Origin of the sequence: Algoriphagus aquimarinus (assembly GCF_007997215.1) — a bacterium.
In the GTDB taxonomy this organism is placed as follows: Bacteria; Bacteroidota; Bacteroidia; order Cytophagales; family Cyclobacteriaceae; genus Algoriphagus; species Algoriphagus aquimarinus_A.
Map to the genome: position 1 here is coordinate 58,432 of NZ_VORW01000019.1, position 13,303 is coordinate 71,734.

A 13,303-nucleotide genomic window follows, 5' to 3' on the forward strand; every position below is an offset into this window, starting at 1 on the left:
AGTAGTAAATGTGTCAGTTGGAAAGAATAACAAACCACTTACAACTTACAAAAGTTACACTTACTAGGGCTCAATAAAAGCTCAGCTAACAGAATCCAAGTCTTCAACCTCATACCTCGGTGTTCCACCTTTTTTGCTCGCTACGAAAGCTCCAAGTTTACAAGCGAAGTCCAGAACCAGATCAAGAGGTTGATCCTCTAAATATGTTTTGATAAAGCCACTGAGGAAAGCGTCTCCTGCTCCTATGCTATCAGCTACTTTAACTTTGTGACCTTCATGAGAGGTGATATTCCCATCTTTATAGACCAAAGCTCCTTTAGATCCTTGAGTTACACAGATCAGATCCATTGGGTAATGCTGATCCAAATAGCTACAGACACTCTTAACGTTAGGTTCTACATCAAAATAGTCTGCAAAAATCTCCAGCTCATCTTCGTTGATTTTTAGAATATCAGTGAAGCCAAGTAAGATTTCGATGATTTCAAAATCATAAAATGGAGGGCGGAAATTTGCATCAAAAACCCGCAAGGTTTTATGATGAAGTAATTTGAGAAGGGTAGTTAGGCTTTCAGAATTGCGAACCCCAAGCGTACCAAACACAAATGCATCCGAAGCAGCCACAGCCTGATCCATTTCAGTATTCCATTGGATGTAATCCCAAGCTACTGGAGATACGATGGTGTATTTGATATTTTCCGGATCATCATCATTCACTAAAACCTTTGAAGTCTCATGCTCGGGATTTAATTGAATCAGATTTAAGGGGAGGTTGAATGTCTCTAAGAATTCAATAAGTTTTTGACCATCAGCATCTTTTCCTACAGCGGAAATTAGTCTAGAATCTAATCCTAGTTGGTGTAGGTTGAGTGTAACGTTCATTGGCGCGCCGCCAGGCACAGGGCCTGAAGGAAGACAATCCCAAAGCATCTCTCCAAATATGACTGCTTTATGCTGCATTAGTATTATGTAAATCTTGTTGAATCTCCTCCAATGAGCGGCCTTTGGTCTCTGGCATTTTATATTTCACCCAAAGTAATTGCCATACCATCATCAATGCGAAGAATGCAAATATATAGCCTGGGCCGAATTGAGTGGCAAAATATGGAAACACATTAGCAATAAGTGCAGCCAAAATCCAGTGTGTGAAACAACCGATGGATTGTCCGTAGGCGCGAAGTTCATTAGGGAATATTTCAGAAATAAATACCCAAATCACTGCTCCTTGGCCCACCGCATGAGATGCTATAAAAGCAAATACAAATATTGGTAACCAAAAATTATCTATGCCGCCGACTAGGAAGTTATATGACATCAGTGAAAGCGAAATGATATAACCAATCGAGCCGATGTACATCAGCTTTTTTCTTCCAATTCGATCGATTAGATATAATCCAACGAACGTAGCCAAGAGGTTAATTACGCCTATTCCTATGGTGGAAAAAAGGGCTGATTCCGTAGATATTCCTGCCATTTCAAAGACTCGTGGAGCAAAATAGATTATTGCATTGATGCCTGAGACCTGATTGAAAAAGGCAATGAAAATAGCCAGCATGGTGGTTGACAAGAATGCTTTGGTAAATAGAGCAGAGAAGCTTCCTTTTTGCTTGATGGTTTGCTCCTCAATAACTGCCAATCGAATTGCTTCATCTACTCCATCAGGATCAGTTCTGGTTAAGATTTCTCTCGCTTTTACTTGGTCATTGAATTTTGAAATCAACCAACGGGGACTTTCCGGAATCCTGAATATCATCGCAGAGTAGATCAAAGCTGGAATAGCTTCTACTCCAAGCATCCATCTCCAGTCGTTTGCTATGCCAGCTGTGCCTATCAGGTAGTTTGATAAATAGGCGATAAGGATTCCGAAGACGATATTGAATTGGTAGAGTGCTACGAGTAATCCTCTATTTTTAGCAGGAGCGATTTCAGAAATATACATGGGAGCAACCACTGAAGATGCCCCTACGCCCAATCCTCCAATAAATCTAAAAAACATAAAGGAATACGGATCCGGAGCCATTCCAGAGCCTACTGCCGAGATAAGGTATAATGCTCCGATCCATAGTAGACTCTTTTTTCTTCCAAATTTATCCGCAGGAACTCCTCCGAATAAGGCGCCGATCACTGTACCATAAAGTGCCATTGCTATGGCTAGTCCATGTGCAAGATCACCTAATCCCCACACATCCTGAATAGCGCGTTCCGCTCCAGAAATCACGGCAGTGTCAAAACCGAAAAGGAAACCGCCTAATGCAGCAGTAATGGATAAAAAGAAAACGTATTGTTTGGAATTCATGGATTCTGGGTTTAATAAAGTTTGCTAAACTAACCAGAAGCAGAATAAATCAAAACTGTATCTTAAAATGCTTTACCTAAAAGGGTATATGTAGCTCCCAAAGCGTTCGACTATTGCTTTTTCTAAGTCTTCTCTATGGTCAGGATGAGCGATTCGCATCAGTTCATAAGCTCGCTGTTGTAAGTTTTTACCGTAAAGATTAACCATTCCATATTCTGTGACTACATATTGCATATGAGCTCGTGTGGTGACTACTCCAGCTCCTTCTTTGAGGAAAGGGACTATTTTGGAAGTCCCTTTCCGAGTTGCGGAATTCATAGCCATAATTGGTTTGCCTCCTTCAGAAAGCGAAGCTCCACGCATAAAATCCATTTGCCCGCCTACACCTGAGTATTGGTAACTCGCTATAGAATCTGCGCATACTTGGCCAGTGAGATCCATTTCTATGCAGCTATTGATAGAAATTACTTTTGGATTTTTACGAATGACAGCCGTGTCGTTCACATATGCTGCTTCGTGGAAGGAAAACTCTGGGTTGTCGTCAATGGCATCGTACAGTTCTTTGGTTCCTGTAACGAAAGCTGAGACTATTTTCCCCGGGTGTTTTTTCTTGTATTTATTGGTAATTGCACCAGATCTAAGAAGTCCCAAGATTCCATTAGAAAACATCTCGGTATGAATCCCAAGATCCTTATGTTGCTTTAGCGAATCAAGAACTGCATCAGGAATAGCACCGATTCCCATTTGCAAAGTAGAGCGATCTTCAATGAGCGAAGCACAGTGATTTCCTATTTGTCGCTCTATATCTGTAATCTTACCTCCATAATTCACTTCCGGTAGTGGCTCATCTACATGGATTGCTGCATGAAACTTGGAGATGTGAATTTGCCCATCACCGTGTGTTCTTGGCATTTGCTTGTTTACTTGGGCTATTACAATTCGGGCAGTCTCTACAGCTGGTTTAGCTACGTCCACAGATGTGCCCAGTGTACAAAATCCATGTATATCTGGCTCAGATACTTGCACGATGGCTACATCTATTTTCAGGATATTTTGTCTGAATAGAAGACCTATTTCACTTAGAAAAATTGGAACATATCCTCCGTGCTCAGAGTTGACAGCCGCTCGCACATTCTGAGAGACAAACAGGGAGTTCATGTAAAAGCTATTCTTACATTCATCCGAAACTAAAGGCATGTCTCCTAAGGTAGTAATGGCGACTATTTCCACATTTTTAAGCTCATCTTTTCTAGCTGCCAACGCATATAAAAGGGTAGTCGGAGTAGCGGCACTTCCGTGGATGAAAACTCTTTGATGACTTTGGATAGAAGAAACGGCAACTTCCGGACTTACGTAAGTGATCATAAATGATAAAAATAAAGTGTAATTGATATTCAAAGCTTGCTACCCAAGGTCGGGAAAATTCCTGATGAAAGTGTCTTACGGCTAAAATAGAGCACTAAACAAGCCAAATTATATTTTGTTTTCATGTAAAAGCGAAAGTAGAGCGCCTTTATAATTACTATATTTGTGCTATGAGTAACAAGGAGATGAAGATTTCCTTTGCGCTTGAGAAAAGAATACTACACAAGCTAATCCAACTCCATGACTACTATTCCTGAGAGCTATAAACCCAAAAATCACATAAGAATCGTTACTGCCGCATCCTTGTTTGACGGGCATGATGCAGCAATTAATATCATGCGTCGAATCATTCAGTCTACTGGCTGTGAGGTAATCCATCTCGGTCATAACAGATCTGTACAAGAGATTGTGGATTGCGCTATTCAGGAAGACGTTCAAGCTATTGCAATTACTTCTTATCAAGGTGGGCATGTGGAGTTTTTTAAATACATGTATGATTTGCTTCGTGAAAAAGGAGCTTCTCATGTGAAGATTTTTGGAGGAGGGGGTGGAACTATCCTTCCAGAAGAGATTAAGGAACTGCAGGATTATGGAATCAATAGAATTTACGCTCCGGATGACGGACGTTCGATGGGATTGCAGGGAATGATTAATGACTTAGTAAGTCAATGTGATTTTCCCATTGGTGATGAAATTCCCGAAGGATTTGTATTGGGAGTTGATAATAAAGAGCATGTTGCCAGAGCTATTTCTGCATTCGAAAATTTTCCTGAAAATTCTACAGCGCTCTTAGAAAAAGTAAGAAATCAAAGTAAGAATTCTAAAACTCCTGTACTAGGAATCACTGGTACGGGTGGAGCTGGAAAGTCTTCCCTTGTGGATGAATTGGTTAGAAGATTCATCATGGACTTTGATGATAAAATACTAGCTATTATATCAGTTGATCCGTCTAAGCGAAAAACTGGTGGAGCATTGCTTGGAGATAGAATTCGTATGAATGCGATACATCATCCACGAGTCTATATGCGCTCTTTGGCTACCAGACAATCCAATCTTGCGCTTTCTAGATATGTACAAGATGCGGTGGATACAGTGAAAGCTGCCGGTTATGATATGGTGATTTTGGAGACTTCCGGAATAGGCCAGTCGGATACGGAGATCGTTGAGCATTCGGATTTATCGCTTTATGTGATGACTCCTGAATACGGAGCTGCATCCCAATTGGAGAAAATTGACATGCTGGACTTTGCCGATGTGATCGCATTGAATAAGTTCGACAAGAGAGGAGCACTGGATGCGATTCGGGATGTCAAAAAGCAGTTTAAGCGTAATCACAACCTTTGGGAAACCAAGGACGAGGATATCCCAGTTTTTGGTACCATCGCTTCCCAATTCAATGATCCTGGGATGAATCAGCTTTATCGCACGTTGATTTCCAAGATTGCTGAAAAGCATCCAGAACTGGATAGTACTTTTGAATTGACTGCAGGTAGCTCAGAAAAAATCTACATCATTCCTCCAGCTAGAACCCGGTATCTCTCTGAGATCTCGGAGATTAACAGGAATTATGATGTATGGGTAGATGAGCAGAAAGAGATAGCTCAGCAGCTTTATAGCATTACTAAGTCTATTGAGGCAATAGAAAATACCAAGGTGGAGGATAAGGATCGCTTAATCAAAGAACTTCAGGAAGTGTATGCTCAAGTGGAGCTTGAGTTTGATCCAAAAAACAAAAAATGGCTTGAGGAATGGTCTTCTGAAGTGGCAAAATATGGGGAGGACTTCTATGTTTTCAAGGTAAGAGATAAAGAAATTAAGATTAAAACGTTTTCCACTTCACTTTCGGAGACTAGAATACCGAAAGTGGCTTTGCCTAAGTATGAGGCATGGGGAGATATTTTGAAGTGGGGTTTGAGGGAAAATGTTCCAGGCAAATTTCCATATACAGCAGGAGTGTTTCCCTTCAAAAGAGAAGGAGAAGATCCTACTCGAATGTTTGCTGGCGAAGGTGGACCAGAGCGTACTAATAAGCGCTTCCACTATGTGTCCAAGGGTATGGATGCTAAGCGGCTCTCTACCGCCTTTGACTCTGTGACCCTATACGGAGAAGATCCTGATTATCGACCTGATATCTATGGCAAAATAGGTAATTCGGGTGTGAATGTTTGTTGTTTGGATGATGCAAAGAAGCTTTACTCAGGCTTTAATCTGGTAGACCCAATGACCTCAGTGTCAATGACTATAAATGGACCGGCTGCTACGATGACGGCGTTCTTTATGAATACTGCAATAGATCAGCAGTGCGAGGTTTATATCAAAGAGAATGGATTAGAAACAGAGATAGATCAGAAAATAGATCAAATCTATAAAATCAAAAATCTTCCTAGGCCTACTTATAATGCTAAAGTTCCTGAGGGAAATAATGGCCTAGGTTTAATGCTGTTGGGAGTGACTGGAGACCAGGTGTTGTCAGCTGAAGTTTATCAGAAAATCAAAGCTGAGACCATTGCCAGAGTAAGAGGCACAGTGCAGGCTGATATTTTGAAAGAAGATCAGGCACAGAATACCTGCATATTCTCCACTGAATTTTCTTTGAGACTGATGGGAGATGTGCAGCAATACTTCATCGAACAGAGTATTCGTAATTTCTATTCTGTGTCTATCTCTGGATATCATATTGCGGAAGCAGGAGCGAATCCTATCACTCAGTTGGCTTTGACACTTTCCAATGGCTTTACCTACGTGGAATACTACGTGAGTCGTGGAATGGATATCAATCAATTTGCGCCTAACCTATCATTCTTTTTCTCCAATGGAATTGATCCAGAATATGCGGTAATCGGTAGAGTTGCTCGTAGAGTTTGGGCAAAAGCCATGAAGTTAAAATATGGCGCAAATGAGCGTTCGCAAATGCTCAAGTATCATATTCAGACTTCAGGTCGGTCGCTACATGCACAGGAAATTGACTTCAATGACATCAGGACTACCCTTCAGGCATTGTACGCGATTTATGATAATTGTAATTCATTGCATACCAATGCATACGATGAAGCTATTACAACGCCTACTGAAGCATCGGTTCGTAGAGCAATGGCTATTCAGTTGATTATCAACAAGGAGTTGGGATTGGCTAAGAATGAAAATCCTATCCAAGGCGCCTTTATTATAGAGGAATTGACAGACTTAATAGAAGAGGCTGTGTACGTAGAGTTTGATAGAATCACCGAGCGAGGTGGTGTGTTGGGAGCGATGGAAACCATGTATCAGCGTGGAAAGATCCAAGAGGAAAGCATGCATTATGAAATGCTCAAGCATACAGGAGAATATCCTATCATCGGTGTGAATACCTTTCTTTCTTCTGATGGATCACCTACGGTCACTCCAGGAGAAGTGATCAGAGCTGAGGAACAAGAAAAACAAGGTCAGATTAAAACTTTGCAAACACTGCATGCTGCTAATCCAGAATTGGTAGAAAAGCACCTTCAGGCGCTAAGGAAAGTTTCTGTCAATAATGAAAACATCTTCTCGGAACTAATGGAAGCCGTTAAGTATTGTTCACTTGGACAGATTACTCATGCACTTTATGAAGTCGGCGGTCAGTATCGTCGAAATATGTAATCTGATTATAAGATTGAAAAATTGGAAGATTACAAAATTCTTAAGAACAGTAAGTCTATTGGTTAATTAGAGATAAAATGGCAAAAAGAAATGTTACGGTTCGCATGAAAGCGGATCACGAGTACGAAGCGGTAAATGCACAAGGCAATGTAGTACAGATAGATATGTATGACCCTCAGGATAAAAAAGCACAGTCTCCAATGGATATGCTGCTTTCGGCCTTGGGATCATGTGCCTCTGTGGACGCGGTATTGATGATGAAAAAGAAGCGTAAAACTGTCACGGACTTTATCGTGGAAGTAGAAGGTAATCGTAACGAAGGAGTCCCGTCTTATTATACTGATATACATTTGAAGTTTATCTTGATTTCTCCAGATGCAAAAGAGGAGGAATTTGCAAAAGTTGTAGCGCTGTCTGTAGAGAAATACTGCTCAGTGGCTTCTTCTTTGAAGTCAACGATAACATTTTCATCAGAAGTAAGAACAGCCTAATGAGAGTTGTAAAGGAATTCAATCAGGAGGACATACGGGTCAGTGTGTTCTCCTGGAATAATAAATATATCCTCAAGTTCGAATTGGGGCCAATGGAGCAAACATTCAAAGTTCCAGAGACGGATGTGCTTGATGAAGAAGATTTGGAGACATTTTGGACTGGTGATTTTTTCGAGAAAGTGAAACTGAGATTTAAGGAAATGGGACAATCATTTCGTGCTGAAGTGGAAAATTTATAATTTCCTCTTTCCCTTAGCTTATGCAGGCACCTAAAATCTGGATTTTTCCCTTACTTATATTTTTTATTTCTTGCGGATCCTCAGAGACAAAGGAGGTCAAGAAAAGCAATAAGATTGATAGATCTATCATACTTGAAATGGAATCTGAGCTTTCTAAGCTTAATGAGGAGATTATTTATTTAAAGGATCATTTTGAGTTTCTTCTGGCAAATAGAGATAGCTTGTTGAAATTTGCAGATTATGACAAGTATAGTTTTGATGGGGCTTTTTCTTCCAATACTCCCAAAAACCCAAAAAAACTCAGCTCCGTGGTGATTTTGAATACCACACCAGACTATGATTTAGCAATGAAGAATGTGTTAGTTACCAATGCATTGGATTCACTTTTTGATCAGACATCTGAAAAATACCCAATCATTGCTCAGGTTTATTTTAATGCGATAGATCAAGTATCACGTGTTTTTCCTGCCTATGATGCCAAAGCACTTTTGGATCCAAATCTGGATTTGACCACGTTTAATTTTTTTTACCAAGCTGATTTCAATCATAATCCAAAGAAAGGTCCGGTCTGGATACCTGAAGTATACATAGATCCGGCAGGTAGGGGTTGGATTCTTTCATTAGTTCATCCTGTACTGGAAGGCGATAAACTGTATGCAGTGTTGGGGATTGACATTACAGTGGAAGAGATTATAAGTAGGTATTTAGAATCCAAGGAGGGTGAATACTTAATAGTGAACAGCAAAGGGGATATTGTTGGAGGAAAAGCCGCTGCGATAGAAGCTTTGAGCTTCCCGCCTTTATTAAATCATGTTTATATAGAAACGATTAGTGCAGATAATTTTCGGATTTCAGACTTTAATCTTTTCAACAGTAAGAATAGAGAGGTACGTGAAATGGCACTCTCGATAATACTGAAGAAGCAAGACCATTTTTTATTTGAGGATGAGTTTAGTCCTGATGCTGCATATGCAATTCCTTTCACTTTTCTTGATTGGTATTTGATCAAAATAGAGACCAAGACTCCATGAAGAGCAGGGTAGGATATCGCAGAGATTTTTGGCTCATGATTGCTATAGGTAGTGTCTTAGTTATCCTAGTGATATTACTTGGCGTTAGTTTTTTCAAGGCTATCTCTGATTCTGAGACAAAATCCAAAAGGGAATTTTTAATGAAACAAACAGAGCTGGCAGCTACAGAAATTGAAATCGAAATAGATCGATTTGAAGTGAATGCTAAGTCTTTGATTGAGTTTCTAGGGGATGAGGACTTAGACGAAGATGATTATAAAGAGGAATTCACAGATGCTGTCAGACGTGTTTTTAATAATTACCCCCGGCTTATTGACACGGTTTGGGTGAATCTTCAGGATTCCATTATTTATTTGACCCAAACTGACAGGAATGACTTTATCCGAAGTCGAGCCATAGGTAATATTCCCAGCACAAGAGACCATGATTTTATTTTTTCTACCGGAAGAAATACTATGGGTTTTGAACTCACATTCGCTTTAAGTCCAGTTAGGTTTACCAAAGACTTTGTCACTCACTATTATTTGAATAAAGGAGGAAGTAAGCTTCTGATGCTCGGAGATAAGTTGGAAAACTTAGATCCTGGACAAGATGTAAATATGCTTGAAATTGATGACGCATCGTTGAAGAAAATTCAAGTGGATGTAGAGATCGGTGTGATTGGTATTTATGAAATTGACTGGGTAAAGGGATCAAATTCTGGGTCTGGGATACTAGTGCAATACCCATTTAATTTAGGTGAATTTTATGATAACGCTGCGCTATTATTCATGGTTGAGTCTGACTCAATTACGGGTGGTATCTACAGTACATATCTCTTTTTGTTTTCTGGATTTGTTTTTCTTCTGATAGGTACCGTTATTTTCTTTACACTTTCGCTACAGACTAATTTAGAGTCCCAGAAATTGCTTAAAGAAAGTGCCGAAGAGATTTCTGAGCTTTTTGATCAGCAGAATCTTTTGCTTAAGGAGCTTAGGGGGTTTGTTTTTTTCCACAATGCCAAGGGTCAAATCACTCAGGTAAGTGATGAAGTCGAGGAAGTACTTGGGCATCCAAAATCAGAATTTTTGGATGCATTTAGGAACGAGGACGGGCATTTAGGTGCTATTAATATCAAGAGTTTGGTGAATAGTGCACTAAGTCAAAATCAGTCTTTCATCGATGTGGAATATGATTTCCGTAAGCCAGATGGCACTAAAGTTCATCTAAGGATTTTCGAAAAATTAGTGTTTGATGAGGACGGTGTATTTAATGGAGGCCTAGGTATATGTACTGATATTACAAGTCAATATCGGAGCAATCAAGAATTAATTGAAAGTGGTAAACGCCTTCAAAACCTGATAGATAATATACCTGACATTATCTTTATTTATAATAATGAGGGAAAGGTTCTTGATTCGCATTCAAAAGATCAAAAATTCCTAAAATCGGTAGAACGCTCTCTAATAGGAGATTCATTGTTTGATTTGGTACCTAAAAAGCAACGGGAACAAACTCAGTTTGCATTTAAACTGGCAAGGAAAACGGAGCAAATTCAGACTGTAGATTTGAAAATTAATCTGAGGGAGCATGAAAATCAATATTTTGAAGTTCGCTTTTTCCCATTGGATACTAAACGAATGATGTCTATTTCTAAGGATATTACTAGTCAACGCATTTGGGAGAAAGGTTTGGTAGATGCCATGAATGCAGCGGATCTAGCCAGCAGAGCTAAGTCCGAGTTTCTGGCCAATATGAGCCATGAAATCAGAACTCCTATGAATGGCCTCTTGGGAATTATTGACTTATTAGATCAAACGAGTTTAGATGAAGAACAGCTTCAATACCTTGATATCATCAAAAACTCAGGTAATTCACTGCTGAGCATTATCAAGGATATTCTGGATTATTCTAAAATTGAAGCAGGGAAAATTGAAATCAACTCAATGGTTTTTTCTCCTGCGGAAGAATTGGAAAAGCAGGTACAGATCTTCTATGGCCTGGCTCAAAAGAAAGGTGTTATTTTAACTACCGTTCTGGGTTCTGGGACAAAAGACCTGATGGAGGGAGACGTCGAAAAGATCAATCAGGTGATTCTAAACCTTGTAGGTAATGCGGTAAAGTTTACCTCTAAGGGAGGGACTGTGACGGTACAGATGGAAATCGAAAATATTTCAGGAGACCTCAATTATTTGCGGTGCAGTGTGGCAGACAGTGGGATTGGCATTCCTCAAGAGGAAATAGCAAAACTAACAGATCCATTTTATCAAGTCGAAAGTTCAAGTTCACGTAGTTATCAAGGTACTGGACTAGGATTAGCTATCGCAAAAAAGATTGTGGAATTGATGGGAGGGGAATTGACCATTTCAAGTGAGTTTGGTATAGGAGCTATTTTTGCATTTACTGTAATCTTGAAAAAGGCGAAATTTGTAAAAGAAAATCTTTTGAGTGAGCTACCCAAGCGAACGAATTGGAATGGCATGGCAAAGGAATATCCAGCCCGAATTCTATTAGCGGAAGATAATGACCTTAATCTTCAGTTGATGACTTTAATGCTTGATCAACTAGGTTACGATTTTGCTATCGCAAAAAATGGTTTGGAAGTATTGAATTTAGTTAAATCCGAAGAGTTTGATATGATATTGATGGATGTGCAGATGCCTTTACTAAACGGCTTGGAAGCATCAAAAAAGATTCGCGCGCTAGGAGAAAGAGGAGAGATATTTATAATTGGCTTATCTGCAAATGTCTTTGATGAGGATCAGAGAAAAGCAACTGACGCTGGAATGGATGATTACCTGACAAAGCCTATCCGTCTAGTTTTATTAGCTGAAAAAATCAAGGAATATTTTTTGAAAAAGGAATCTAATAAAGTGTAAAAAAAAGCCGGTTTGTGAAACCGGCTTTGATTTTATAGAGGTGTGTTGATATCGAATGCTTCTAGGTAATCTGAAACCCGCTTTACAAACCTTCCTCCTAATGAGCCGTCAACTACTCTATGGTCATAGGAGTGGGATAGGAACATTTTATGTCTGATAGCAATTACATCACCTGTGGGAGTTTCTACCACAGCAGGCTTCTTAATAATAGCACCTACAGCCATTATAGCCACTTGAGGCTGAGGAATGATAGGAGTACCCATTACATTTCCAAAAGAACCCACGTTAGAAACGGTGTAAGTGCCTCCTGCTAGATGATCTGCGTTTAGCTTATTGTTTCTAGCTAGATTGGCTAGCTCATTTACTTTTTTGGAAATCCCAACAAGATTCAACTGATCAGCATTTCTAATAATAGGAACAATCAGGTTTCCATTTGGCAATGCTACCGCCATTCCTACGTTGATATCTTTTTTTCTGATAATTCTATCTCCATCTACGGAGATATTGATCATCGGAAAATCTCGGATAGCTTTTGCAACTGCTTCAATAAAGAATGGTGTATAGGTGATAGACTCACCAAATTTGGCTTTGTAATCAAGCTTATTTCTCTCGCGCCACAATACGATATTGGTCATGTCAGTTTCCACAAAAGAAGTGACATGTGCTGAAATACGCTTTGAATCCAACATCCGCTGAGCTATCATCTTGCGCATTCGGTCCATTTCGATAATCTCGTCTTCGCCAGAGATACTCATCTGAATCTTTGGAGCTGAAATGGATGGAATTGAAGCAGCTGGTTTAGCTGATGAAGATTTTGACTTAAGGTAGTCCAGCATGTCCTGCTTAGTTACTCTCGAGTCTTTTCCTGTGCCAGGAACTTTGGCAAGTTCAGCTTTTGAGATTCCTTCTTCTTTGGCGATACTTTGTACCAAAGGAGAATAAAATCTATCATCGCCTGAATCCATGAATTCAGAATTGTTCGGAGTTTCTAAAATTGAGGCTGTATTTTCAGTGGCTGAAGCAATAAGTTCATCTTTGCTTGATTCCGTTTTAGGCTCAGGGTTGAGCACAGCAATCTTTTCTTCGCCAGAGGTTTCGATGATTGCTATTGGAGCTCCCACAGCGATTACATCTCCTTCTTTAGCAAGAATTTGCTTCAAGACACCAGCATGAGTGGAGGGAACTTCAGTATCTACCTTATCGGTAGCTACTTCTAGAACAGATTCGTCCTGTTCGATCGTGTCACCCTCATTTTTAAGCCAGGTCAGCACTGTACCTTCTATGATACTTTCGCCCATTTTGGGCATTAGCATTTCTACAATCGCCATGGTTATGATTTAATAATTTATTGGGTTTATATACAAGTTTTAAAATTAAATTTTCTAAAACACTATCCCAAACCTTTCAA

General features: G+C 39.7%; 9 protein-coding genes. 5 read left to right on the top strand and 4 right to left on the bottom strand.

The genetic code is table 11. From position 1 onward, the window contains the following. Positions 1 to 81: 81 nt before the first annotated feature. The 3 genes from ESV85_RS18380 to ESV85_RS18390 form a co-directional block, all read right to left on the bottom strand. Complete coding sequence (locus ESV85_RS18380; RefSeq protein ID WP_146920202.1) at positions 82 to 957, bottom strand: PfkB family carbohydrate kinase; 876 nt, start codon at positions 955 to 957, stop codon at positions 82 to 84. Then, complete coding sequence (locus tag ESV85_RS18385; RefSeq protein ID WP_146920204.1) at positions 947 to 2,293, bottom strand: sugar porter family MFS transporter; 1,347 nt, start codon at positions 2,291 to 2,293, stop codon at positions 947 to 949. Before ESV85_RS18385 ends, ESV85_RS18380 begins: the two co-directional genes overlap by 11 nt. Before the next feature lie 72 nt (positions 2,294 to 2,365). Continuing rightward, complete coding sequence (locus tag ESV85_RS18390; protein WP_146920206.1) at positions 2,366 to 3,658, bottom strand: acetyl-CoA hydrolase/transferase family protein; 1,293 nt, start codon at positions 3,656 to 3,658, stop codon at positions 2,366 to 2,368. A gap of 240 nt (positions 3,659 to 3,898) precedes the next feature. Here ESV85_RS18390 and ESV85_RS18395 point away from each other — a divergent pair, with 240 nt between their 5' ends. The 5 genes from ESV85_RS18395 to ESV85_RS18415 all read left to right on the top strand — a co-directional run bounded on the left by ESV85_RS18395 (position 3,899) and on the right by ESV85_RS18415 (position 11,895). Then, positions 3,899 to 7,276: a methylmalonyl-CoA mutase family protein gene (locus tag ESV85_RS18395; protein ID WP_146920208.1), complete on the top strand. Its 3,378-nt coding sequence runs from the start codon at positions 3,899 to 3,901 to the stop codon at positions 7,274 to 7,276. Between the two features lie 77 nt (positions 7,277 to 7,353). Continuing rightward, positions 7,354 to 7,767: an OsmC family protein gene (locus tag ESV85_RS18400; protein ID WP_146920210.1), complete on the top strand. Its 414-nt coding sequence runs from the start codon at positions 7,354 to 7,356 to the stop codon at positions 7,765 to 7,767. Further along, a complete protein-coding gene (locus ESV85_RS18405) occupies positions 7,767 to 8,006 on the top strand; it encodes a hypothetical protein (protein WP_146920212.1) in 240 nt (79 codons plus the stop codon). The genes ESV85_RS18400 and ESV85_RS18405 overlap by 1 nt, the downstream gene beginning before the upstream one ends. A gap of 137 nt (positions 8,007 to 8,143) precedes the next feature. Further along, positions 8,144 to 9,037 (top strand): PDC sensor domain-containing protein, encoded by an 894-nt coding sequence (locus ESV85_RS18410; protein ID WP_146920214.1) that lies wholly within the window; start codon positions 8,144 to 8,146, stop codon positions 9,035 to 9,037. Beyond that, entirely contained in the window at positions 9,034 to 11,895 is a 2,862-nt protein-coding gene (locus ESV85_RS18415; RefSeq protein ID WP_146920216.1) for a PAS domain-containing hybrid sensor histidine kinase/response regulator, read from the top strand. Before ESV85_RS18410 ends, ESV85_RS18415 begins: the two co-directional genes overlap by 4 nt. 32 nt (positions 11,896 to 11,927) lie before the next feature. On the opposite strand, the gene ESV85_RS18420 is transcribed toward ESV85_RS18415, so the two are convergent. Then, positions 11,928 to 13,223, bottom strand: a complete 1,296-nt coding sequence (locus ESV85_RS18420; protein WP_146920218.1) for a dihydrolipoamide acetyltransferase family protein — start codon at positions 13,221 to 13,223, stop codon at positions 11,928 to 11,930. Positions 13,224 to 13,303 lie beyond the last annotated feature (80 nt).